This is a genomic window from Arcobacter vandammei, assembly GCF_016106035.1.
GTDB classification, from domain to species: Bacteria; Campylobacterota; Campylobacteria; order Campylobacterales; family Arcobacteraceae; genus Aliarcobacter; species Aliarcobacter vandammei.
This window is the reverse complement of the sequence record NZ_JADKPZ010000011.1, coordinates 15,950-39,674: the sequence shown is the minus strand read 5'-3', so window position 1 is coordinate 39,674 and position 23,725 is coordinate 15,950. Positions and strand designations below refer to the sequence as shown.

The window sequence follows — 23,725 nt, the reverse complement described above, 5'->3', positions numbered from 1 at the left end:
TAATGGAACTTCAATCTTTAATTTATCTTCTAGTTGGTGTATCATTTACAATATATTTTGGTCTTGCTTTATGGACAAAATCTAGTTCAACAAAAGATTTTTATATTGCAAAAAACTCTTTTAGTCCTGTAGTAAATGGTGTTTCAATTGCAGTTGATTTTATAAGTGCTGTTACTTTTGTAGCACTTGCTGGAACAATATCTCTTTTAGGTTTTTCTGGTTCAGCATATATTATGGGTTTTACTGGTGGATTTGTACTTTTAGCTCTTTTAATTGTTCCTTATTTAAGAAAATTTGGAAAGTTTCATTTAAGTGAATTTATAGAAGCTAGATACTACTCAAAATTTGCTAGAAATTTGACAATTTTTATTATAATTATTGTCTCTTTTATTTATATCTCTGCACAAATTAAAGGTATTGGAATAGTATTTTCAAGAATTTTTCAAATAGATAAAGATATAGCCCTTGTTGTTGCAATTTTTGTTGCCTTTTTATATTCACTTTTTGGTGGAATAAGACAAGTTACTTATACTCAAATTGCACAATATATGATTATTTTATTTGCATTTATAACTCCTATAATATTTCTATCTTTAGAGCTTACAAATGGTTTTATTCCTCAACTTGCTCTATTTTCAAAAACAAATTTTATTTTTGATTCAGGAATTAAAACAATAGAGCAAGGAAGCTATTTACTTCATGTTTTAGATAGTAGTTTAGAAGATTACGGATTTTCCTATACAAAAGCTCTTGGACTTCTTGATATTTTTACAATTTCATTATCACTTATGTTAGGAGTTGCAGCCTTACCTCATATTTTAGTGAAGTTTATATCGACTCCAAGTGTAAATGATACAAGAAAATCAGCTTTTTGGGCTTTGGTTTTTATTGCTATAATTTATACAGCAATGTCACCTTTAGGTGCATTATCAAAAATAAACAGTATCAAACATACTCAAAATGTTGAATATGAAGCCTTTATAAATGGAGAAATAAAACATCCAAATGGATTAGATAACAATGGGAAATGGCTTGATATTTGGCAAAATATAAAAGAAGTTGAATTTACTGACAAAAATCAAGATAGTAAAATACAAATAAATAACTCTTCTTCAAACGAACTTTATATAAATCCAGATATTCAAACTTTGATTAATCCAGAAATAGCAAATCTTCCAAACTGGACTGTTGCTCTAATTTTAGCTGGTGCTTTAGCAGCAGCCTTATCAACTATGACTGGATTAATCTTAATTAGTACAAACTCTATACTTATCTTCTTTGAAGAGAAAGATATAGCTTATAACACAAAAAGATATAAGATTTTCTCAAAAATATTTCTTTTAGCTATTATCTCTCTAGCTACATTTTTTACAATACCAAATTACTCTATAATAGAGACAATTACAATATCCTTTACTATTTTAGCAGGGACTCTTTTTCCTACAATTGTTCTTGGGATATTTAGTAAAAATATTACAAAAGAGGGAGCAATTTCTGGTTTAATAGTATCTTTATTGTTTATTTTAGTATATATAATCTATTTTTGTTTTATAGAAAATGATCTTTACTCTTATGATAAATATTTATTTGGTATTATGCCTATAGGAATTGGTGTTGTTGGAGCTATATTAAATATTTTTATTTCTATTATCGTTTCAAAATTTACATCAAAAGTACCAGAGGAAGTCGTTATTTTAATTGATAACTTAAGAACTCCAGAGATAAAGGAAATTTTATGAGCATTCAAGACCAAGAGATATTTTTATCAAATATTCATCCATTTGGACACTTAAGCCCTAGCCAAATGTCAATGTGCCTTCAACATATGGATATAGCTTATTATCCAAAAGATACTGTATTAATTAGTCCAAATAAGATTCCTGATACATTTTTTTTAATTATAAAAGGTTCTGTATTTGAATATTCAAAAGAGAATAATCTAATTATGGATTATCAAAGTGAAGACTCTTTTGATTCAAACTCTTTAATTTATGGGAAGTGTGAACATACTTTCAAAGTTCACGAAGAGCTTATTTGTTATGAAATAGATAAAAAAGCTTTTTTATCTTTGATGGAAAAAAATCAAGAATTCAAAGATTTTTTCCTAAAAGATTTAGTTAATAAAATCCAAACACTAAAAGACAAAGAGTACACATCTGAATTATCTTCTTTTATGATAGCAAAAGTTCAAGATACCTTAATACACGAAGCCTGTATTGTAGATGAAGATACAAAATTAATAGATGCAATTGAAAAATCTATGCAATTTAAAACTTCTACAATTATCATAAAAAGTAAAGAGCTAGGTTATGGAATTATTACAGATTCTCTTTTGAAAGTAAAGGTACTTTTACAAGGTAGAGATTTAGATATAGCTGTAAAAGATATTGCTATTTTTCCACTTCTTACAATCAAACAAGATGACTACTTATTTGAAGCTTTAACTATTTTAGTAAAAAGAAATATAAAAAGAGTTGGTGTTGTAAATAACAATGGAGAAATGGTTGGAATACTTGAACAAATCGATATTTTATCACACTTTGCAAATCATACTTATGTTATTGAATCAAAAATAAAAAATGCGAAAAATGTTCAAGATTTAAAAAATGCAAGTAAAGATTTTCTTGAAATTATTACAAGCCTTCAAGCAAAAGGTGTAAAAATTCACCATATTTCAAGTTTAATTGGTCAATTAAATACAAAAGTTTATCAAAAATTATATAGCCTTGTTTTACCAAATGAACTTCAAGAGAGTGCTTGTTTAATAGTAATGGGAAGTGAAGGAAGAAATGAACAGATAATAAAAACAGATCAAGATAATGCTTTAATTGTAAAAGATGGTGTAGATGTTGAACAATATAGACCATTTATGCAACAAATTACTGAAAATTTAATAGAGTTAGGTTACCCACCTTGTAAAGGGAATATTATGGTTTCAAATCCAGCTTGGTGCAAAAGTTTTACTGAGTTCAAGCACGATATTGCAAGATGGATAAATAGCCCTGATATGAAAGGCTACTTAGATTTAGCAATATTTATTGACTCATTTGCTGTTGCTGGAGATAAAGAACTTTTAATTATATTAAAAGAGCATCTATTTAATAAAGTTCAAAATGATTTATTCTTAGCATATTTTGCAAAATCAACAACTGCATTTGAAACACCAACTGCAATATCAAGCTTTATTGGAAAAAATAATCTAATAAATATTAAAAAAGCTGCAATTTTCCCAATAGTTCAAGGAATTAGAAGCTTAAGCTTAAAAGAGAAAATAAAAGAGACAACAACAGTTAAAAGAATTAAAATACTTGAAGATAGAAAAATTATTGAAAAAAATATGGCAGCAGAGTTAATTGAAGCATTTGAAATAGTAAATACTCTAAGATTAAAACATCATCTTGATTCAATAAATAATGGAAAAGAGATTTCAAATAATATTGATACAAATGCCTTAGGAAAAATAGAGAGAGACCTTTTAAAAGAGAGTTTAAAAATAGTAACAGAATTTAAAAACTTCATCTCTTATATATTTAAACTAGATAAGATTTACTAATGTTTAAGAATATTTTACGAAATTTAGAGAAGAAAAAGCTAAAAAGCAAAAGATTTGAAACTTTATTTGATGTTCCACCACCAAATGAGTATGTAAGTCTTGATTGTGAAACAACTGGACTTAATCCAAAGAATGATGAAATACTCTCTATTGGTGCTGTTTTAATAAAAGACAATAAGATATTAATGAGACAAACATTTAATATTTTTGTTAAACCATCAAAGTTAATAAACCCTGAATCAATAAAAATTCACCATTTAAGACAAACTGACTTAGAAAATGCTCTTGAACCAGAAATTGCAATTTTTCAGCTTCTTAACTTTATAGGACCTCGACCAATAGTTGGTTACTATATAGATTTTGATATGGCAATGATTTCTAAATATACAAAAAAAATTATTGGTGTAAAACTTCCAAATCAAGCTATTGAAGTATCTGGAATATATTATGACCATAGAAAAAAAATAGCAAACAATGGTTTCTTAGACCTTAAATTTGATACTATTATGAAATATTTAAATATTCCTTTTTTAGGAAAACATGATGCTTTAAATGATGCAATTATGACTGCTATGATGTTTTTAAAGCTAAAAGAGATTTCAAAATAAATATTTTTCTCACTTAAAATAGCGATTTTATCGCTATTTCTACAATTATTTCACTTTTTTTTCATTATTTTTTAAAATGCTATGTTTTTGCAACTAAGATATTTTACTATTTCAATGAATCTTATTTTAGGAGAAAAAATGAATAAAGAATTAGTAGAAAGGATTAAAGCTAATCCTAAATACAAAGAACTTATTTCAAAAAGAAGTTCTTTTGCTATTAAATTAGCAATCTTTATGTTGGTAATTTACTACGGTTTCGTATTAACTATCGCATTTAATAAAGAGTTTTTCGCTACAAAAGTTGGTGAAGTTATGACTGTTGCATGGCCTATTGCTGTAACAATCATCTTAATTGCTTTTATTACAACTGTAATTTATGTTGTAAGAGCAAATGGTGAGTTTGAAGACTTAGAAACTTCTATTAAAAATGATGTAAAGGATATTTTATAATGTTAAAAATACTATCTTTATTAGGATTATCATCATTAGCACTATTTGCATCTGATGGTGGAGCAGTGAATATTCCTGCTGTTATTATGTTCTTTGTATTCATAGTTGCTACTATGGGTATTACAAAATGGGCTGCTAGTAAAACAAAATCTGCACAAGATTTCTATACAGCAGGTGGAGGAATTTCAGGATTCCAAAATGGTCTAGCAATTGCTGGAGATTATATGAGTGCTGCTTCATTCTTAGGTATTTCTGGAATGATTTTCTTACACGGATTTGATGGTATGATTTATGCTATTGGTTTCCTTGTTGGTTGGCCAATTATTCTTTTCTTAATGGCTGAAAAATTAAGAAATTTAGGTAAATTCAACTTTACAGATATTGCTGCATATAGATTAGATGAGCAAAAAATCAGAATTCTTGCTGCATTTGGTTCTTTAACAGTTGTTACTTTCTACTTAATTGCTCAAATGGTTGGAGCTGGAAAATTAATTGAATTATTATTCCATATTCCTTACGCTTGGTCTGTTGTAATAGTTGGTGCATTAATGATTGTTTACGTAACATTTGGTGGAATGCTTGCTACTACATGGGTACAAATTATTAAAGCTGTATTACTTTTATCAGGAGTAACATTCATTGCTATAATGGTACTTTCTCACTATGGTTTCTCATTTGGTAACTTAGCAGCTGAAGCTGTAAGTATGCACCCAAAAGGTGATGCTATTTTAAAACCAGGTCCATTCGTATCTGATCCAGTTTCTGCTGTTTCTTTAGGACTTGCTTTAATGCTAGGAACTGCTGGTTTACCTCATATTCTTATGAGATTCTTTACAGTTGGAAATGCAAGAGAAGCTAGAAAATCTGTTGTTTGGGCAACTGCATTCATTGGTTACTTCTACTTAATCATTGGAGTTGTTGGTTTAGGTGCTGTTGTTTTCTTATTAAGCGAAGGTGCTGTTTACTTTAAAGATGGTGTAATTGACTTTAAAGGTATCATTGGTGGAGCTAATATGGCAGCTGTTCACTTATCACAAGCTGTTGGTGGAGATATTTTCTTAGGATTTATTGCAGCTGTTTCATTTGCTACAATCTTAGCGGTTGTTGCTGGTCTTACACTTGCTGCTTCTAACTCTATTGCACACGATTTATATGCAATCGTTATTAGAAAAGGTCAAGCTACAGATGCTGAAGAGATGAAAGTTTCAAAAAGAACTGTTTTAGTTATTGGTATTGTTGCTATTCTTTTAGGATTTGCATTTGAAAACCAAAACATTGCATTCATGGTTGGTCTAGCATTCGCTATTGCAGCATCTGCTAACTTCCCAATCTTAATTCTTTCAATCTACTGGTCTAAATTGACTACTAGAGGAGCATTTATTGGTGGATTCATTGGTCTTCTTACAGCTATCGTTCTAGTTGTATTAAGTAAAACTGTATGGGTTGATATATTCCACTTTGAAGCGGCAATATTCCCTTATACACAACCTGCATTATTCTCGATTACTGCTGCATTTATTAGTATCTGGTTCTTCTCGATTACTGATAGTTCAGCAAGAGCAACTGAAGACAAATCAGGATTTGAAGCTCAAAGAATTAGAGCTGAAACTGGTATCGGAGCTGACGGAGCTGTTGATCACTAAAACCTTTACTAAAGAGAGAAATCTCTTTAGTAATTTTTTATAAATTTAATCTTAAGAAATATAATTAATTTTAATAATTAAAATATTATTTTTCTGTTACTATTCTACAATTTTTCTACAATTTTTAAATCCATTTTTTGTTTAATTCTTCGTAAAATTCCAATAACTAAGTATAATTGTTTATCTTTTGTTAATTATTTTTTTAATTACAAAAAGTCAAAAAAAGGTCGGAGAATGAACGAGAAATTAGTTGATAGGATTGAAGAAAATCCAAAATATAAAGAGTTAGTTTCAAAAAGAAATAGCTTTTCATTGAAACTTGGAATTTTTGTTTTAGTTATGTTTTATTCTTACATAACTATTATTGCTTTTAACAAAGAGCTATTTTCAGCAAAAGTTGCAGAAGGATATGTTACAACAATTGCATTTCCAATTGCATTAGCTATTTTGGTTATTAGTTTTATTACAACTTTAATCTATGTAAGAAGAGCAAATACAGAGTTTGAAGATTTAACTAACCAAATAAAAAGAGATGTAAAGGATTTATTATAATGTTAAGAGTTTTAGCACTATTATCTATTTTTGCATTATGGGCATTTGCTGCAGGTGATGCAACTTTTGAAGGGAAAAGAGATTTAAATTTACCTGCAATTATTATGTTTTTTGTATTTATTGCTGGTACTTTAGGAATTACTTTTTGGGCTGCAAGAAAAACAAAATCTGCAAATGATTTCTATACTGCTGGTGGAGGAATTACAGGTTTTCAAAATGGTTTAGCAATTGCTGGAGATTATATGAGTGCTGCTGCATTCCTTGGAGTTTCTGGACTTATTTATATGAATGGTTATGATGGAGTTATCTATGCCGTTTCATTTTTAGTTGGTTGGCCAATTATTCTATTCTTTATGGCAGAAAAATTAAGAAACTTAGGTAAATTTACTTTTGCTGATATTGCTGCATATAGATTAGGTCAAAAAGAGATTAGAACTTTAGCTGCATTTGGTTCACTTTCAGTTGTTGTTTTATATCTAATTGCTCAAATGGTTGGAGCTGGAAAACTAATTCAAATTCTTTTTGGAATGGAGTATATCTATGCTGTATTCTTAGTTGGAGCTTTAATGATTATTTATGTAACTTTTGGTGGAATGTTAGCAACAACTTGGGTACAAATTATTAAAGCTGTATTACTTCTATCTGGAGTTTCATTTATGGCTATTATGGTTTTATGGCACTTTAACTTTAACTTTGAAGCACTTGCTGTTCAAGCTGTTGAGAATCATAATAAAGGTGAAGATATTTTAAAACCAGGTGGATTCTTATCTGATCCTATCTCTGCTATTTCTCTTGGAATGGCTTTAATGCTTGGAACTGCTGGTTTACCTCACGTTCTTATGAGATTCTTTACAGTTGGAAATGCAAAAGAAGCTAGAAAATCTGTAGTTTATGCAACTGGATTTGTAGCATATTTCTGGGTAATTATTACTATTGTTGGATTTGGAGCAATTGCCTTTTTAAATACAGATGCAGGTGCTCAATACTTTGTTGATGCAAAAGCATATATGGCTGGTGGAGCTTTATTTGGTGGATCTAATATGGCATCTGTTCACTTATCACATATGTTAGGTGGAAATGCTTTCTTAGGATTTATATCTGCTGTTGCTTTTGCTACAATTTTAGCAGTTGTATCAGGTCTTACACTTGCAGGTGCTAGTGCTATTTCTCACGATATTTATGCAAATGTTATAAATCCAAATGCAAGTGATGAAAAAGTTGTTAAAATATCTAAAATTACTGTTATTATAATTGGAATTATAGGTGTAGTTTTAGGAATTGCATTTGAATCACAAAATATTGCATATATGGTTGGATTGGCATTTGGAATTGCAGCATCTGCTAACTTCCCTATTCTATTCTTATCAATTTATTGGTCTAAACTTACAACAAGAGGGGCATTTATTGGTGGATTTATGGGATTATTTACTGCTGTTGCACTTGTAATTCTAGGACCAAATGTTTGGGTACAAATTTTAGGAAATAAAGAAGCTATTTTCCCATATGCACACCCTGCACTATTCTCTGTTACAGTTGCATTTGTTGGTATTTGGTTATTTAGTATTACTGATAACTCACAAAGAGCAAAAAATGATAGAGCTAAATTTAGAGCTCAAAATATTAGAGCAAATACAGGAATTGGATCAGCTGGAGCTGTTTCACACTAACAAAATAAAGGGCTTAAAGTCCTTTATTTTATAATCTTTTTAGGAGAAAATATGAGCTTACAAGAACAAAAAAAATTTATATCTTCTATTCATCCTTTTGAAAATCTTACATTAAATGAATTAGATGATATTGCTGAAGCCTTAGATATTGTATATTTCAAAGAGGGTACTGTAGTTCAAAATTCACATACTGAACCACAATATTTATATTTTATTCTAAAAGGATTAATTCAAGAAAAAAGTGAAGATGAAGTTTTAGCTGTTTATTCAAAAAATGAGATTTTTGACTCAGCTTCTTTAATTAAAAATTTCTCTAAAAATAGCTTTGTTACTGCTCAAGAAAGTATATGTTATACTCTTCCAAGAGAGCTATTTATGTCTATTTTAAGCCAAAATCAACAGCTTGAAAACTACTTCTTTCAATCAATTTCTGATAAGTTAAACAACAATATCTTGCACGAAAAAAACAAAGATATGGCAAATATTATGATTGCAAAAGTAAAAGATGCAACAGTTCATAAAGCTGTAATAGTTGATAGTAAAACTTCTATTTATGAAGCTGCAAAAGTAATAAAGCAAGAAAAAATCCCAACTTTACTTCTAAAAGATGAAGATGGAGAGATGTATATTGTAACTGATTCAGATTTTAGACAAAAGGTTATTTTAAACAGAATGAGTTTTGATGAAGAGGTTGTAAAAATTGCATCTAAGGGACTAATTTATATAAATGAAGATGATTTTTTATTTAATGCTCAACTTCAAATGGCAAAATATGGCTTAAAAAGAGTTGTTGTAAATAATGATGAAGGAAAAATTTGTGGAATACTAGACCAAATATCATTATCATCTTTCTTTGCTACAAATACTTTTGCCGTTTCAAATCAAATAATAAAAGCTGAAACACTAGAAGAGTTAAAAGAGGCTTCACACTCATTTATAAAAATTATAAAATCACTAAATGCAAAAGGTGTAAAAATTGAGTTTATCTCAAAATTAATAAATCAATTAAACAAAAAACTTCTTGATAAACTTTACAAACTTTTAGCACCAACAGAATTAATTGATAAATCTTGTTTAGTTGTTATGGGAAGCGAAGGAAGAGCTGAACAAATTTTAAGAACAGATCAAGATAATGCTTTAATAATCTCTGATGATTGCACAATTAGTGATGAAAAATTAAGAGAATTTACACATAATTTCACTGAAACTTTGGTAGATTTTGGCTTTCCTAGATGTGAAGGAAATATTATGGTTTCAAATCCTTATTGGTGTAGAAAACAGAAAGATTTTAAAGATTTGATTTATAAATGGATAAATGAACCAAGTGGAGATCATTTTATGAATATTGCAATATTTTATGATGCACTTTGTGTATCAGGAGATATAAATATGATAAAAGAATTAAAAGCTTATTTATTTAAAATCTCTTCAAATTCACAAAGTTTTTATTCAAATTTTGCAAAAGTAATTAATAGTTTTGATGTTCCTTTAGGTTTCTTTGATGGTTTTGTATTTAACAACAAAGATGAAAATCATAAAGATGAGATAGATATAAAAAGAGGTGGAATTTTTATATTAGTTCAAGGAATAAGAGCTTTGAGCCTACAAAATAAAATTTTAAATACAAATACAATAAAAAGAATAAATGCTATGGCTGACTTAGGTTTTTTTGAGAAAGAGACTGCAAAAGAGCTTATTATGGCATTTAATTTTTTGACTAGTTTAAAATTAAAATCAAATTTAGAAAAACTTGATATAAATGAAAAAATAGATAACTATATAAATCCAAATAAGTTAAATACAATGGAAAAAGATTTATTAAAAGACTCTTTTAAAATTGTAAATAGACTTAAAAAACAGCTAGAATTCCACTTTAAGCTTAACTATGTTTAGAAATATAAAAAACTATTTTAATAAAAAATCATTAAAAGATGAAAATTACTCTTATCTTTTTGATGAGCCAATAAAAGATGAGTTTATCTGTTTTGATTGTGAAACAACAGGGCTTAATCCTGAGATTGATGATATAGTTTCTATTGGTGCTGTTTTAATAAAAAACAATACAATAGTTTCAAGTAAAAGATTTGTACGATATGTAAAACCAAAATTTTGCTCTTTAAATGAGAACTCTATTAAAGTTCATCATATAAGAGAGTGCGATTTAGAAGATGCTTTAGATATAGATGATGTTATTTTAGAATTTTTAGATTTTATAGGAAATAGAACTTTAGTTGGATATTTTTTAGATTTTGATATAAAAATGGTAAATAAATATCTAAAACCAAAAATTGGAATAAATCTTCCAAATAAAACTCTTGAAGTATCTGAAATTTACCATGATTTTAAAATAGAGTTAATTCCTCAAGGCTTTATTGATTTAAGATTTAATACTATTTTACAAGAACTTGAGATTCCTGCTTTTGGAATTCATGACTCTTTTAACGATGCTTTAATGACTTCTATGATTTTTCTAAAGCTAAAAAATACACCAAATGTAAAAATTAAGTAATCTCTTAAGTATTAATTTGATATTATTTCAAAAAATTAATTAAAAATTTTAATATCAAATTAAGCTAAAGGATAAGAATGTTAGTTTTCGTACTAAATGCTGGTTCATCTTCACTAAAATATCAACTAATAGATACAAAATCAAAAGAGCTAAAAGCTAGTGGTTTAGTTGAAAGAATTGGAATAGATGGAATTTTAAAACATGAAATTGGTGAAAATAAAAAAATAACTTTTGAACTACCAATTCCTACACATAAAGAGGCTATTGAGTTAGTTTTAAGAATTCTTACAAACGATGAAACAAAGGTTATCAACTCTATTGATGAAATTAAAGCTATTGGACATAGAGTTGTTCATGGTGGAGAACATTTTAAAGAGTCTGTTTTAGTTGATGATGAAGTTATCAAAAAAATTGAAGATTTAATTCCACTTGCACCACTTCATAACCCTGCAAATATTATGGGTGTAAAAATTTGTAAAGAGCTAATGCCAAAAGTTCCAAATGTTGTAACTTTTGATACAGCATTTCACCAAACAATGCCAATAGAAAACTTTTTATATGCAGTTCCTTATGCAGACTACACAGAGCATCACTTAAGAAAATATGGATTTCACGGAACAAGCCACTACTATGTTTCACAAGAAGCTATAAAAATTTTAAATAAAAAAGATAGCAAAGTTATAGTTTGTCACTTAGGAAATGGTTCATCTGTTTGTGCTGTTAAAGATGGACAATCAATTGCTACATCTATGGGATTAACACCACTTGAAGGGCTTGTAATGGGTACTAGAAGTGGAGATATAGATGCAGGTGTTATTCCATATTTAATGGAGAAAAAGAATTTAAGCCATACTCAAATTTTAGATTATTTAAACAAAAAATCTGGAATATTAGGTGTTTCTGGAATTAGTTCTGATTTAAGAGAAGTTATAAAAGCTTCAAATGATGGGGATAAAAGATCACAAATAGCAATAACTATGCTATGTGATAGAATTAAAAAATATCTATGTTCTTATGCAGGTCTTATGCACGGCGTTGATGCTATTTGTTTTACTGCTGGAATTGGAGAAAACTCTGATTTAATTAGAGAAAAAGTTTGTGAAGGTTTAGAGTTTATGGGAATTGAAATAGATAAAACTAAAAATGCTACAAGAGCAAAAGGAAATAGAGAAATAAATAGTAAAAACTCTAAAACAAAAATCTATGTAATTCCTACAAATGAAGAGCTTGTTATTGCAAATGATACAGATAGACTTGTAAGAAAATAGTAAACTGTTACAAAAATAAATCTTTTTAAAAATTGAGCAATATGTACAAAAAATGTACATATTGCAATTTATATTCAATTTATGTCTTAAATACTTAATTAAATCATTGAATATTTATATTTTTCCTAATTAAATCCCAAAAAATAGTTCTTTTAGTTAAAAAATCACTTTTTTCTTGCTACTTTGTTGCTACTGTTCTTAATTATAATCCTTGCTGAAAGTTTAATTTTAGAAAGGAAAATTTACCAAAATGGGTTTAATTGATAGTATAAAAAGTAAAGCTAAAGAAAATTTAAGAGCAATCGTTCTTCCTGAATCTGAGGATGAAAGAGTTTTAAAAGCTACTGAGCAAGTTTTAAATGATAAAACAGCAAAGGTTATCTTAATTGGAAATGAAGATACAATTAAGGCAGATGCAGCAAAATGTGGTGCAAAAATAGATGGTGCAACAATTATAGATCCAAAAAAATTTGATAATATCGAAAAATATATTGATGAATTAGTTGAACTTAGAAAAAGTAAAAATCTTTCAAGAGAAGAAGCTAAAGAAATTATGTTAAATGAGCCAAGATTTTTTGGTTGTATGATGGTTAGACTAGGAGATGCTGACGGTTTAGTTGCTGGTTCTAACTCTCCAACTTCTGATGTTTTAAGAGCTGCTATTCAAGTAATTAAAACAGCTCCTGGAATAAATACAGTTTCTTCAGCTTTTGTTATGGAAACAGCTGATGGTAAATTTGGAGACAATGGTCTAATTTTATTTGCAGATTGTGCAGTAATTCCTGAACCAACAAGTGAACAATTAGCTGATATTGCAAGTGCAACAGCAGCAACAGCAGCTAGTGTAGTAGGACTTGAACCTAGAGTTGCAATGCTTAGTTTCTCAACAAAAGGGAGTGCTGCTCATCCATTAGTTGATAAAGTTACAAAAGCTTGTGAAATATTAACTTCAAGAAATGTAGATTTCCAATTTGATGGAGAACTTCAAGCAGATGCAGCAATCGTTGAATCTATTGGTGTAAAAAAAGCACCGAACTCAAAAGTGGCTGGAAAAGCAAATATTTTAGTATTCCCTGATTTACAAGCAGGAAATATTGGATATAAACTTGTTCAAAGATTTGCAAATGCAGAAGCTCATGGACCAATTATCCAAGGTTTAAATAAACCAGTAAATGACCTTTCAAGAGGTTGTTCAGTTGAAGATATTTCAAACTTAGTAGCTATTACAGCAACACAAATAAAATAATTAAATCTAAATAAAAGGGAAAAATATGTTAGTTTTCGTATTAAATGCAGGAAGTTCTTCAGTAAAATATCAATTAATGAATCCAGTTATTAAAAAAGTTTTTGCAAGTGGTCTTTGTGAAAGAATTGGAATAGACGGTGTTTTAAAACATGAATATGGTGATGGGAAAAAACTTGTTATGAATATTCCAATGCCAACTCATACAGAGGCTATTGAAGCTGTTTTAACTACACTTACAAGTGGAGAAGGAAAAGTTATTGATTCTGTAAATGATATTGAAGCTATTGGACATAGAACTGTTCACGGTGGAGAAGAGTTTGCTAGTTCAGTTTTAATCACACCTGAAGTTGTAGATGCTATGAAAAGATTATCTCCTCTAGCACCACTACATAATCCTGCAAATATCTTAGGAATTGAGATTTGCCAAAAATTAATGCCTGGAAAACCAAATGTTGGTGTATTTGATACAGCATTCCACCAAACAATGCCTGATTATGCTTATATGTATGCATTGCCATATGACCAATATGTAAAACATGGTATTAGAAAATATGGTTTCCACGGAACAAGCCACTACTTTGTTTCAAATGAAGCAAGAGCAATGTTAGAGAAAAAACACAATACTAGAATTATAGTTTGCCACTTAGGAAATGGATCTTCAGTTTCAGCTGTATTTGACGGAAAATGTATAGATACTTCTATGGGATTAACTCCTGTTCAAGGGCTTATGATGGGAACTAGAGTTGGAGATATTGGAGCTGGAGCTATTCAATATATGATGAAACAAGAGGATATTACTATTGATGAAGCTCTTGATTTAATGAATAAAAAATCAGGTATTTTAGGTGTTTCTGGAAAATCATCAGATTTAAGAGAAGTTTTAGATGGTATGAATCAAGGTGATGATAGATGCAGACTTGCTGTTGATATGGTTGCATATAAAATCAAATCTTATGTTGGAGCTTATGTTGCAGCACTAAATGGTATTGATGCACTTTGTTTTACAGGTGGAATTGGTGAAAATGCTTCACTTATTAGAGAGAAAGTTTGTGCAGGACTTGATGCAATGGGACTAGTAATAGATCCAACTAAAAATAACAAAAGATCAAGTGAACCAAGAGACATCTCTACAAATGCTTCACCAGCTAGAATTTTTGTAATTCCTACTCAAGAAGAGTATGTAATAGCAAATGATACTTATAATATAGTTTCAGGTGGAAGCAGAAGAAAATAATCTTCAAATTTTAAAAGGCTTCTTGCCTTTTAAAATTATAAATCTTTATTTTTCTCTTCTAAAATCTTACTTAGTAGTTCATTTGTTTTTGCACTTTTATCTCTTATATCAATTAGTAAATATAGTAAAAATGTAGTCATAATAATAGAAACTATACCTATTAATATTACAAAAATACCACTAAACCCCATAGATAACCCACTAATAACTACAGCTATTATTCCAATAATTACAAAAATATTTAATACTTTTTCACCTATATTTAAAATTAAATCTTTCATTTTATACTCCTTTAAAATTATATTGCTTTTAAGCTACTTGAAAAATTTATAACAACTTTTGAGATTACTTCACTTAAAAATTTATCCATAAATTTCTCAAACTTATCCTCTTTTTTCCAAACAGCTTTTTCAACTTTTGATAGTTCTATAATAGTTTGTTTTGCATAGCTTAAAGTTGCAACCTCATCAATAAGCCCTACTTCTTTTGCCTGTTTTGAAGTAAATATTCTTGCATCTGCAAAACTTGTGTGATTTTCAACTTTTAGTTTTCTAGCACTTGCTACATCGTTTACAAACATATTATATGTATCATTTATCACACTTTTTAACTGCTCTTCTTCGTAAGCTGTCCATTTTCTTGTAGGAGTTCCACTTTCTTTATATTTTCCAGCTTTTACGGTTTGTACACTAAGACCTATTTTTTCCATTAGTTCACTAGCTTCAAATCCTTGCATAATAACCCCAATAGACCCAACCATACTTCCAGGATTTGCTATAATCTTATCTGACCAAATTGAAGCATAGTAGCTTCCACTTGCAATCGTTCCACTTGCATATGTAACAACTGGTTTAAGCTCTTTTAGCTCTTTAATTGCGTATGCAACTTCAACTGAAGGTGAAACAGCACCACCTGGGCTATCAACTACAAATAAAACACCTTTTATATTTTCATCTTTTTTTGCTTTTTCAATATCACTTAAAACCTTGCTTACATCCATAATTGCACCATTTAGTTCAATTTTTTGAAGATTGGCAAACTCTTTTGTTAAACCATCTTCATTTGGAGAACTAAAAAAAACAAAATAGACTATTGTTAAAAAAACTATAGTTTTAAAATATTTTGTAATAAAATCCAAAATAGCTGTAATTGGCGAAAATAGTTTTCTAAAAAACTCAAACAAACTCTCCTCCTATTATGCTTTTATCTACATATTTCGTATGTAAAATTATATGCATATAAATATCTTCTATATCTTCAATTTTTGCTGGAAGTTTAAAACAAATCAAATCAGCATCAAATCCACTAGATATTTTTCCTTTACTTTTTTCATATCCCAAAGCTTTCGCTCCACCATTAGTTGCAGCATTTAATAAAGTTTTTGAGAACTTTATAATATTTTTCTCATAATGAATATTTAAAGCACTTCTTAACTCATCAAACATCGATAAAGAGTTATTTGAACTAAGCCCATCTGTTCCAATACTAAACGAAATATCCGAAAGTTTTTCTATATCTAGCCTTGTATTATTTAAAAACCTATTTGAAACAGCACAGTGGTTTATCGTGGCATTTAGCTCTTTTATTTTTTCAAACTCTTCACTATTGGCTTCTACACAGTGAGTAAATGATAGCTTTTCTACATTTTTAAAAAGATTTAAAAACTCTAGCGGTTTAGCCGTAGCTTTTGTTTGATTTAAAAAGTTTTTAAAAAACTCTACAAAACTTCCCTCATCTTTATTTAGCCACTCTTTTTCCTCTTTTGACTCCATAAAGTGTGAACTAACGCTTAAGTTTTCACTTTTTGCAATATTTAAAACTTCTCTTATTAAAAATGGATGCACAGAATATGGTGAATGAATAGCAATACCAACTTCAAAGTTTTTACTATTATGTTTTTTAGCTTGATCAAGTCTTGATTTAAAATCAGTAAAAAGTGTATCTATCATATCAGCTTTTGAACCTATTACTTCACAAAAAAATAGTTTGTTTATAGGGCTTTTTACAAGTGCATCTAAATCAAAAGAGTATGACGAAATTGCTCCAATAGTTGTAGTTCCTGTTTTTAAAATCTTTTTTAACTCTTGTTCTATCAAAGAACTTGTAGCTTTTTCGATTAAATTTTCTCTATGTTTTATAACAGAGTTTAACCACGAGTAGAAGTTTGCATATTTTAAAGAGGTTTTGTTTGCACTAAACTCTAGGTGAATGTGTGAGTTTATCAATCCTGGCATTAAAACAGAGTTTTCTTCTAACTCCAAGATTTCAATATTTGGGTATTTTTCTTTGATATATTCTAAAGTTGCAACTTCGATAATTTTTTCATTAAAAACAATAGCACCATTTTCTATGATGCTAAAGTCTTCATCAAATGTTAAAACATAAGATGCAGTAATTATTTTCATTTTTATTCAGCAGTTTGAGCATTTCTTGCTTCATTCAAAGCTCTTAACTCACCAATCATTTGCATTAAAGCAATTAACCCCATATGATAACCAAATCCACCAAATCCAGTAATTACACCTGTACTAGCACCTGCTGTAACACTTTTTTGTCTAAAATCTTCTCTTCTATAAATATTTGAAATATGAACTTCAACAACTGGCATATTAACAGCTGCTAAAGCATCTCTAATTGCTATTGAAGTGTGTGAATAAGCTGCTGGATTTATCATAATTCCATCAACTGTTCCTAAACACTCTTGAATTCTATCAACTATTTCACCCTCAAAGTTTGATTGAAAAATCTCTAATTCAACTCCATTTTGCTCAGCTGCATTTTGAAGTTGAGCATGAATTTGCTCCAAAGTTATACCACCATATATATGTTGTTCTCTAATTCCAAGCATATTTAAGTTTGGTCCTTGGATAACTGCTATTTTCATATTATTTTCCTTTTAATTAATTTTGGTAAGATTATATTAAAATTTTTGTTAAAGCATCTAAAAAAAGGCAATTTAAGTGGAAAATTATATTTTAAAAAATGAAAATGCAGTATATTATGAGGCAAATTTCTCTTGTGATAATGTTATTTTTTTGAGTCTAGGAAGTGAAAAGTTTTTTATAACCGATGCAAGATATACAATTGAAGCAAAAGAGTATGCAAAAAACTGCACAGTGCTAGAAAGCTCTGATTTAATAGTAAGTGCAAAAGAGTTGCTTCTAAGCAATAAAATCAAAAAACTTGTTTTTGATCCTTTTGATTTCTCTTATGCAAACTTTAAAAATCTTGTTGAAAATTTAGAAACCGAATTTGTAGAAGAGCCAAATTTTTCAAAAACAAAACGAATTATAAAAAGTGATGATGAGATTAAACTACTAAAAAAAGCAGCCCAGCTTGGTCGTGATGGATTTGATAATTTTGCAAAATATATCAAAAAATTTGGAGAAAAAAAGAGCGAAAAAGAGCTATTTTTCCAAAACTACAAAGCCATGAGCCAAAAAGCAAAATATAGTATATCTTTTGAAGCAATTGTGGCAATAAATGAAAATGCAGCAAAACCTCATGCACTTCCAACAAATAAAAAATTAAATAAAAATAATTTACTTTTAGTTGATGCTGGAATTAAATATAAAAGATATTGCTCTGATAGAACTTGTACAAGTGTGGCTGATTTTGACAATTTCACTTTCAAAAGAGAGCAAAAATTTAAAAATAAGAAGCATCAAAAAATCTACGATATAGTTTTAAAAGCACAAGAAAAAGCTATAAAAGAAGCAAGAGCTGGTATGAGAGCACTTGAAGTTGATAAAATTGCTAGAGATTATATAGACAAAGCTGGATATGGAAAATATTTTGTACATAGCACAGGTCATGGTGTTGGGCTTGATATTCATGAGTTTCCAAATATAAATACAAAAAATGAGTTAATTATTGAAGAGAATATGGTTTTTACTATAGAACCAGGTATTTATCTGCCAGATGAGTTTGGTGTTAGAATTGAGGATACAGTTGCAATACAAAATGGTAAAGCTGTAATACTTTAAATATAAAGAAGAGAGAAATTTGAAAAAAAAACTATCCAAAGATTTAACACTTTTTTATACTAGCAATTTTCCAAAAAAGTTTAATGATAACTCAAATTATAAACACACTATAACTATTGGAATTGGGGGCAATGTAGGAAATACAGAAAAAATCTTTGATAAATTAATCTTATCTTTGAGTAAAGATAAAAGATTTTCTTTGCTTATGTCATCACCACTATTAAAAAATCCACCCTTTGGTTTTTTAGAACAAAGTGATTTTTTAAATGGTATAATAGCATTCAAAACAGATCTTTGCCCTTGTTCACTTCTAAGAGCAATGCAAAGTTATGAAAAAAAATTCGGAAGAAAGCGATCCTTTCAAGATGCGCCTAGAACCTTGGATATAGATATTATTTTTTTTGATAATAGAAAAATCAATAAACAAAACTTAATTATTCCACATAAAAACTGGGCAAACAGAGAGTCCGTGATTATTCCTTTAAAATATATGCAAAAAACTAAATTGATGCAAGTACAGTTTTGAAAAAAGTTTTAAAGTTTTTAAAGGTAAAAGAAATGAATAAAAATAAAAAAGTAGTTGTAGGTATGTCAGGTGGAGTTGATTCATCTGTTACAGCACTATTGTTAAAACAACAAGGTTACGATGTTGTTGGGTTATTTATGCGAAATTGGGAATATGGTATAAAAGGAAGCCAGTGTCCAAATCGTATAGAGTTTGAAGATGCAAAAAAAGTTGGTGCTTTAATTGGAATTGAAGTAATTGGAAAAGATTTTGTAAAAGAGTATAGAAATAAAGTTTTTGATGTATTTTTGGAAGGGCTAGAAAAAGGTTTAACACCAAATCCAGATATTTTATGTAATAGAGAAATAAAATTTAATGTATTTTTAAATGAAGCAAAAAATATGGGTGCAGATATGATTGCAACTGGACATTATGCAAAAATTGCAAAATACAATGACCATTTTGTGCTAGATACTCCAAAAGATAGTTCAAAAGATCAAAGCTATTTTTTACATGCACTTTCAAGCGAACAGCTTTCACATGCTATGTTTCCTCTTGGGGATTTAACAAAAAAAGAGGTTAGAGAAATTGCAAGAGCTAATAATCTTCCAGTTAGCGATAAAAAAGATAGTACAGGAATTTGTTTTATTGGTAATCAAAAATTTGATGAGTTTATCACTCAACACTTAAAAGCAATTCCAGGCGATATTATAGATGAAAACGGAAAAATTTTAGGAAAACATAAGGGCTTAGTTTGCTATACACTGGGTCAAAGAAAAGGTATTGGGCTTGGTGGAATTAAAAACAATGAAAGTGAAAACAATACTCACAAACCTTGGTTTGTAGCAGCAAAAGATGTAGTAAATAATACTTTAACAATAGTTCAAGATACAAATCATCCATTACTTATGAGTAAAATTGTTGAAGCAAAACAGATGCACTTTGTATTAGGAACTCTGCCTAAAGTTGGCGATAAATTAATGGCACAAGTAAGATATAGGCAACAAAAACAAGCTTGTACAGTAATTGAAGTAAATGATGAAAAAATTGTAGTTGAATTTGATGTTCCTCAAAGAGCTGTAACTTTAGGTCAAAGTTTAGTTTTATATTCAGGTGATTATTGCCTTGGTGGTGGATTTATCTCTTACTATAAATAAGGTTTAAAATGAAAAAAACAAAAGTAATGGTTGGCTTAAGTGGTGGAATTGACTCTTCAGTTACGGCATATATGCTACAACAACAGGGGTTTCAAGTTGAAGGTGTTTATCTAAAACTTCATAACAGAACAGATGGATACCACGAAAATAATCTAAAATATATTGAAGATATTTCAAAATTTTTGGATATAAAATACCATATTTTAGATTTAACAGAAAAATTTACAAAAGAGATTTATAACTATTTTGTAAACTCATATTTAGAAGGCTCTACTCCAAATCCTTGTGTAAAATGTAACAAAAATATAAAATTTGGGGCTATGATGGATTTTGCAAAAAGCCAAGGTGCTAGTTTTTTAGCAACTGGACACTATGTAAAAACTGATGGAAACTTTTTTTATGTTGCAGATGATATTACAAAAGATCAAAGCTATTTTCTCTCTCAAGTTCCAAAAGAAGCCCTTCCTTTTATGATGTTTCCTTTAAACTCATTTAAAAAAGAGGACATTATAAAAATGGGTGAAAAAATTGATGTAGCATATAAAAGAATCACAGAAAAAAATGAGTCGCAAGAGATATGCTTTGTAGAGACTGTTTATACAGATGTTATTAAAAAACACTCAAACATTGATATTGAAGGTGATGTTTTAGATGAAGATGGAAATATTGTAGGAAAGCATAAAGGTTATGCACACTATACAATAGGAAAAAGAAGAGGATTTACAGTAAAAGGGGCTCAAGAACCACACTTTGTAACAAAATTAAATCCAAAAAACAACACTATTGTTGTAGGTAAAAAACAAGCTTTAGAGATAAATGAAGTTTTAGCTAATAGCTTAAATATGTATATTGACAACAAAGAGTTTTCATGTGGAGTGAAACTAAGATATAGAAGTTCTACAATACCATGTGATGTTAAAATAGTAGATAACAAAGCCTTTATTAACCTAAAAGAACCAGCTTTTGGAGTTGCTTGTGGGCAGTTAGCAGTTTTTTATGATGACGATAAAGTTATAGGAAGTGCATTTATAGAGAGTTCAAAATAGTTAAGAAAGAGAAAATCTCTTTCTTAAAATTAAAAGCTATATTCAACAGCTGCTAAATATTTATTATAGTCTGTATCGCCAATATTTTCATCAGCATTTACATTTACCCACACCAAAGAAGTACTTAAACTATCAGTAATTCCATAAGAAACACTTAAATTAAGCTCTTTTTCTTTAAATTTATCAGTTCCATCACTATATTTTGTAACACCATATAAAGCACCTAAATCAACTCCCGCAATAGAGTAACTTGCTCCTATATAATATGTTCTAGCATCTACATCATAAACATAGTTTCCATCTTCAAATGGTGAAATATTATCTCCATAAGAAGTTATAATATCAGCTCCACCTTTTTTACTTGTTTTTATTAAACCAACTGCTGAAGTCAAATCTTCAAAATTACCATTTAACTCAAAGTGTGCTATATAACCATTTTCTAAACTATTATTAGTTTTATATTCATTAGTTAAGCTACTTTTTGCATATTGTGCAATAGCTCCAAAATGTTCTAAATTGTAAGAAGTTTTTAAACCATAGAATTTTACTGCATCTGGAATTTGGTAGTAGTAAGGATTTATTTCCAATCCCTCTAAACTCTCATTTTTAATATCAACTACATAAATACCTTTATTTAAATCATTTGGTTTATGAAAGTCTTCACTTGTATCAATTCCTGATTCAGCTTTTCTATTTGAAAATGCTAAAGATACAGTAGTATCAGGAATTGGTAAAATTTCCACAACTGCTCCTTGTTGATAATCAGTTAGCCACTCATATTCACCTTCATATCTTCCAGCTTTAATAGAAATAACATTATCTAGTTCATATTGTAAATATGCTTGAGTAATTAAAGCACTATTTTCAAAAGGGGCATTCTCTTTCCAATCATGTTTATGCTGTTCACCAAGTTTTACATTTCCTTTTGCTTCAACTTTTGCATTAAAGCCATAAAAAGAGTCTGTTGAATAAGCAATACCTAAATGTCCATTTCCATAAGCTGAATTTCTTATTCCATTAGCTGGGTCTTGCTCTTTTAACTTTACTTTTTGACCATAAAGAGCAATAGTTCCTTCAACTGAACCATTTTTAAAAGCATCATCAATAGTTAAAGAATCAGCAAATAGTGTACTTGATAGCATTAAAGTACAAACTGTTATACTTAATTTTTTCATTTTAATCCTTGTAGATAATGATAATAAATATCATCATTTTTAATTTTGAACAAAATTTTATTCATAATTTTCTTAAATACTTATTAATTTCTGTTAATATTTCGTTAATATTCAGAAATTTTTATTAAGCTCTTTTTTGCTAGAATTTTAGATTAAAAAAATCAATAAATTTAGAGGAATTTTTATGTCTACTTTTAAACTCTTTAGTGGAAGTGCAAATCCCCAATTTGCAAAAAAAGTTGGTGATTATTTAGGTATGGGTGTATCAGATGCTACATTAAATAAATTTAGTGATGGAGAAATATCTGTTCAAATTACTCAAAGTGTAAGAGGTCAAGATGTTTATATAATCCAACCAACTTGTGCTCCAACAAATGACAATTTAATGGAACTTTTAATAATGGTAGATGCACTTAAACGATCAAGTGCAAAATCAATAAATGCAGTTATTCCATATTACGGATACGCAAGACAAGATAGAAAAGCAGCTCCTAGAGTGCCTATTTCTGCAAAATTAGTTGCTGATTTACTTGAAAAAGCTGGAATTAATAGAGTTGTAACTATAGATTTACATGCTGCTCAAATTCAAGGATTTTTCAATATTCCTGCTGATAACCTTTTTGGTTCTATTTTATTTGTAAACTATATAAAAAGTAAAAACTTAAAAAATCCAATTATTGCAAGTCCAGACATTGGAGGAGTAGCACGTGCTAGACAATATGCCGATAAACTTGGATATGATTTAGTAATAGTTGATAAAAAAAGAGAAAAAGCAAATGAGTCTCAAGTTATGAATATAATTGGAGATGTAAAAGGTAAAGATGTAATTTTAGTTGATGATATGGTTGATACTGCTGGAACTTTAGTAAAAGCTGCTGAAGTTTTAAAAGAAAAAGGAGCTTCAAGTGTAATGGCATGTTGTACTCACGGTGTTTTAAGTGGACCTGCTTATGATAGAGTTGCAAATGGAGTTTTAGATGAATTAGTAATTTCAGATACTATTCCTACAAAAAAAGATGCTAAAAAAATTACTGTGCTAACAGCTTCAACTATTATAGGTGAAGCTATTAGAAGAATTCATAATAACGAATCTGTAAATTCAATATTTAATAGTTAAATTTATAAT

Annotated in this window: 22 protein-coding genes; 17 read left to right on the top strand and 5 right to left on the bottom strand. The window is 28.9% G+C overall.

The window, feature by feature from the left end; translation table 11 throughout:
* The first annotated feature begins 2 nt into the window (after positions 1 to 2).
* The 12 genes from IQC44_RS07310 to IQC44_RS07255 all read left to right on the top strand — a co-directional run bounded on the left by IQC44_RS07310 (position 3) and on the right by IQC44_RS07255 (position 14,730).
* A complete protein-coding gene (locus IQC44_RS07310; protein ID WP_198305693.1) occupies positions 3 to 1,739 on the top strand; it encodes a VC_2705 family sodium/solute symporter in 1,737 nt (578 codons plus the stop codon).
* Positions 1,736 to 3,553, top strand: a complete 1,818-nt coding sequence (locus IQC44_RS07305; RefSeq protein WP_198305692.1) for a DUF294 nucleotidyltransferase-like domain-containing protein — start codon at positions 1,736 to 1,738, stop codon at positions 3,551 to 3,553. Before IQC44_RS07310 ends, IQC44_RS07305 begins: the two co-directional genes overlap by 4 nt.
* A complete protein-coding gene (locus tag IQC44_RS07300; protein WP_198305691.1) occupies positions 3,553 to 4,161 on the top strand; it encodes a 3'-5' exonuclease in 609 nt (202 codons plus the stop codon). Before IQC44_RS07305 ends, IQC44_RS07300 begins: the two co-directional genes overlap by 1 nt.
* A 138-nt stretch (positions 4,162 to 4,299) precedes the next feature.
* Positions 4,300 to 4,611, top strand: a complete 312-nt coding sequence (locus IQC44_RS07295; RefSeq protein ID WP_228286287.1) for a DUF485 domain-containing protein — start codon at positions 4,300 to 4,302, stop codon at positions 4,609 to 4,611.
* Entirely contained in the window at positions 4,611 to 6,254 is a 1,644-nt protein-coding gene (locus tag IQC44_RS07290; protein WP_198305689.1) for a cation acetate symporter, read from the top strand. The genes IQC44_RS07295 and IQC44_RS07290 overlap by 1 nt, the downstream gene beginning before the upstream one ends.
* Positions 6,255 to 6,488: 234 nt before the next feature.
* A complete protein-coding gene (locus IQC44_RS07285) occupies positions 6,489 to 6,806 on the top strand; it encodes a DUF485 domain-containing protein (RefSeq protein ID WP_198305688.1) in 318 nt (105 codons plus the stop codon).
* Positions 6,806 to 8,473: a cation acetate symporter gene (locus tag IQC44_RS07280; protein WP_198305687.1), complete on the top strand. Its 1,668-nt coding sequence runs from the start codon at positions 6,806 to 6,808 to the stop codon at positions 8,471 to 8,473. Before IQC44_RS07285 ends, IQC44_RS07280 begins: the two co-directional genes overlap by 1 nt.
* A 51-nt stretch (positions 8,474 to 8,524) precedes the next feature.
* Positions 8,525 to 10,366 (top strand): putative nucleotidyltransferase substrate binding domain-containing protein, encoded by a 1,842-nt coding sequence (locus IQC44_RS07275; RefSeq protein ID WP_198305686.1) that lies wholly within the window; start codon positions 8,525 to 8,527, stop codon positions 10,364 to 10,366.
* Positions 10,359 to 10,982 (top strand): 3'-5' exonuclease, encoded by a 624-nt coding sequence (locus IQC44_RS07270; protein ID WP_198305685.1) that lies wholly within the window; start codon positions 10,359 to 10,361, stop codon positions 10,980 to 10,982. The genes IQC44_RS07275 and IQC44_RS07270 overlap by 8 nt, the downstream gene beginning before the upstream one ends.
* Before the next feature lie 77 nt (positions 10,983 to 11,059).
* Positions 11,060 to 12,250, top strand: a complete 1,191-nt coding sequence (locus tag IQC44_RS07265) for an acetate/propionate family kinase (protein WP_198305684.1) — start codon at positions 11,060 to 11,062, stop codon at positions 12,248 to 12,250.
* Between the two features lie 250 nt (positions 12,251 to 12,500).
* Positions 12,501 to 13,496: a phosphate acetyltransferase gene (gene pta, locus IQC44_RS07260; RefSeq protein ID WP_198305683.1), complete on the top strand. Its 996-nt coding sequence runs from the start codon at positions 12,501 to 12,503 to the stop codon at positions 13,494 to 13,496.
* A 25-nt stretch (positions 13,497 to 13,521) separates the two neighbouring features.
* On the top strand, positions 13,522 to 14,730 hold the full coding sequence (locus IQC44_RS07255) for an acetate/propionate family kinase (RefSeq protein WP_198305682.1): 1,209 nt from the start codon (positions 13,522 to 13,524) through the stop codon (positions 14,728 to 14,730).
* 35 nt (positions 14,731 to 14,765) lie between these two features.
* On the opposite strand, the gene IQC44_RS07250 is transcribed toward IQC44_RS07255, so the two are convergent.
* From IQC44_RS07250 to aroQ, 4 genes are read right to left on the bottom strand one after another with little or no spacing between them, the layout of a single operon-like run.
* Positions 14,766 to 15,011 (bottom strand): hypothetical protein, encoded by a 246-nt coding sequence (locus tag IQC44_RS07250; protein WP_198305681.1) that lies wholly within the window; start codon positions 15,009 to 15,011, stop codon positions 14,766 to 14,768.
* A gap of 17 nt (positions 15,012 to 15,028) precedes the next feature.
* On the bottom strand, positions 15,029 to 15,913 hold the full coding sequence (gene sppA, locus IQC44_RS07245) for a signal peptide peptidase SppA (protein ID WP_198305680.1): 885 nt from the start codon (positions 15,911 to 15,913) through the stop codon (positions 15,029 to 15,031).
* Complete coding sequence (gene mqnF / locus IQC44_RS07240) at positions 15,906 to 17,135, bottom strand: aminofutalosine deaminase family hydrolase (protein ID WP_198305679.1); 1,230 nt, start codon at positions 17,133 to 17,135, stop codon at positions 15,906 to 15,908. The genes sppA and mqnF overlap by 8 nt, the downstream gene beginning before the upstream one ends.
* Positions 17,136 to 17,137: 2 nt before the next feature.
* Entirely contained in the window at positions 17,138 to 17,614 is a 477-nt protein-coding gene (gene aroQ, locus IQC44_RS07235) for a type II 3-dehydroquinate dehydratase (protein ID WP_198305678.1), read from the bottom strand.
* Between the two features lie 76 nt (positions 17,615 to 17,690).
* On the opposite strand from aroQ, the gene IQC44_RS07230 reads away from it, so the two are divergent.
* Genes IQC44_RS07230 through mnmA (IQC44_RS07215) form a run of 4 tightly spaced genes read left to right on the top strand, consistent with a single transcriptional unit; the run spans position 17,691 to position 21,424 of the window.
* Positions 17,691 to 18,716 carry a M24 family metallopeptidase gene (locus IQC44_RS07230; protein WP_198305677.1) on the top strand — a complete coding sequence of 342 codons (1,026 nt, stop codon included), beginning with the start codon at positions 17,691 to 17,693 and terminating at the stop codon, positions 18,714 to 18,716.
* Between the two features lie 19 nt (positions 18,717 to 18,735).
* On the top strand, positions 18,736 to 19,242 hold the full coding sequence (folK, locus tag IQC44_RS07225; protein WP_198305676.1) for a 2-amino-4-hydroxy-6-hydroxymethyldihydropteridine diphosphokinase: 507 nt from the start codon (positions 18,736 to 18,738) through the stop codon (positions 19,240 to 19,242).
* Entirely contained in the window at positions 19,239 to 20,378 is a 1,140-nt protein-coding gene (gene mnmA / locus IQC44_RS07220; RefSeq protein ID WP_228286286.1) for a tRNA 2-thiouridine(34) synthase MnmA, read from the top strand. The genes folK and mnmA (IQC44_RS07220) overlap by 4 nt, the downstream gene beginning before the upstream one ends.
* Before the next feature lie 8 nt (positions 20,379 to 20,386).
* The gene (gene mnmA, locus IQC44_RS07215) at positions 20,387 to 21,424 is read left to right on the top strand and encodes a tRNA 2-thiouridine(34) synthase MnmA (protein WP_198305674.1); all 1,038 of its coding nucleotides are present in this window, start codon (positions 20,387 to 20,389) and stop codon (positions 21,422 to 21,424) included.
* 29 nt (positions 21,425 to 21,453) lie between these two features.
* Here mnmA (IQC44_RS07215) and IQC44_RS07210 read toward each other — a convergent pair whose 3' ends face one another.
* A complete protein-coding gene (locus IQC44_RS07210; RefSeq protein WP_198305673.1) occupies positions 21,454 to 22,599 on the bottom strand; it encodes an Opr family porin in 1,146 nt (381 codons plus the stop codon).
* 184 nt (positions 22,600 to 22,783) lie between these two features.
* Between IQC44_RS07210 and IQC44_RS07205 the strand changes: the two genes are divergently transcribed.
* Positions 22,784 to 23,716, top strand: coding sequence for a ribose-phosphate pyrophosphokinase (locus tag IQC44_RS07205; RefSeq protein ID WP_198305672.1), 933 nt, complete (start codon positions 22,784 to 22,786; stop codon positions 23,714 to 23,716).
* Positions 23,717 to 23,725 lie beyond the last annotated feature (9 nt).

Bases quoted from the DNA above. Each gene is read 5' to 3' on its own strand.
- IQC44_RS07310 (WP_198305693.1), top strand. From the start codon at position 3: ATGGAACTTCAATCTTTAATTTATCTTCTAGTTGGTGTATCATTTACA.
- IQC44_RS07305 (WP_198305692.1), top strand. From the start codon at position 1,736: ATGAGCATTCAAGACCAAGAGATATTTTTATCAAATATTCATCCATTT.
- IQC44_RS07300 (WP_198305691.1), top strand. From the start codon at position 3,553: ATGTTTAAGAATATTTTACGAAATTTAGAGAAGAAAAAGCTAAAAAGC.
- IQC44_RS07295 (WP_228286287.1), top strand. From the start codon at position 4,300: ATGAATAAAGAATTAGTAGAAAGGATTAAAGCTAATCCTAAATACAAA.
- IQC44_RS07290 (WP_198305689.1), top strand. From the start codon at position 4,611: ATGTTAAAAATACTATCTTTATTAGGATTATCATCATTAGCACTATTT.
- IQC44_RS07285 (WP_198305688.1), top strand. From the start codon at position 6,489: ATGAACGAGAAATTAGTTGATAGGATTGAAGAAAATCCAAAATATAAA.
- IQC44_RS07280 (WP_198305687.1), top strand. From the start codon at position 6,806: ATGTTAAGAGTTTTAGCACTATTATCTATTTTTGCATTATGGGCATTT.
- IQC44_RS07275 (WP_198305686.1), top strand. From the start codon at position 8,525: ATGAGCTTACAAGAACAAAAAAAATTTATATCTTCTATTCATCCTTTT.
- IQC44_RS07270 (WP_198305685.1), top strand. From the start codon at position 10,359: ATGTTTAGAAATATAAAAAACTATTTTAATAAAAAATCATTAAAAGAT.
- IQC44_RS07265 (WP_198305684.1), top strand. From the start codon at position 11,060: ATGTTAGTTTTCGTACTAAATGCTGGTTCATCTTCACTAAAATATCAA.
- pta (WP_198305683.1), top strand. From the start codon at position 12,501: ATGGGTTTAATTGATAGTATAAAAAGTAAAGCTAAAGAAAATTTAAGA.
- IQC44_RS07255 (WP_198305682.1), top strand. From the start codon at position 13,522: ATGTTAGTTTTCGTATTAAATGCAGGAAGTTCTTCAGTAAAATATCAA.
- IQC44_RS07250 (WP_198305681.1), bottom strand. From the start codon at position 15,011: ATGAAAGATTTAATTTTAAATATAGGTGAAAAAGTATTAAATATTTTT.
- mqnF (WP_198305679.1), bottom strand. From the start codon at position 17,135: ATGAAAATAATTACTGCATCTTATGTTTTAACATTTGATGAAGACTTT.
- aroQ (WP_198305678.1), bottom strand. From the start codon at position 17,614: ATGAAAATAGCAGTTATCCAAGGACCAAACTTAAATATGCTTGGAATT.
- mnmA (WP_198305674.1), top strand. From the start codon at position 20,387: ATGAAAAAAACAAAAGTAATGGTTGGCTTAAGTGGTGGAATTGACTCT.
- IQC44_RS07210 (WP_198305673.1), bottom strand. From the start codon at position 22,599: ATGAAAAAATTAAGTATAACAGTTTGTACTTTAATGCTATCAAGTACA.
- IQC44_RS07205 (WP_198305672.1), top strand. From the start codon at position 22,784: ATGTCTACTTTTAAACTCTTTAGTGGAAGTGCAAATCCCCAATTTGCA.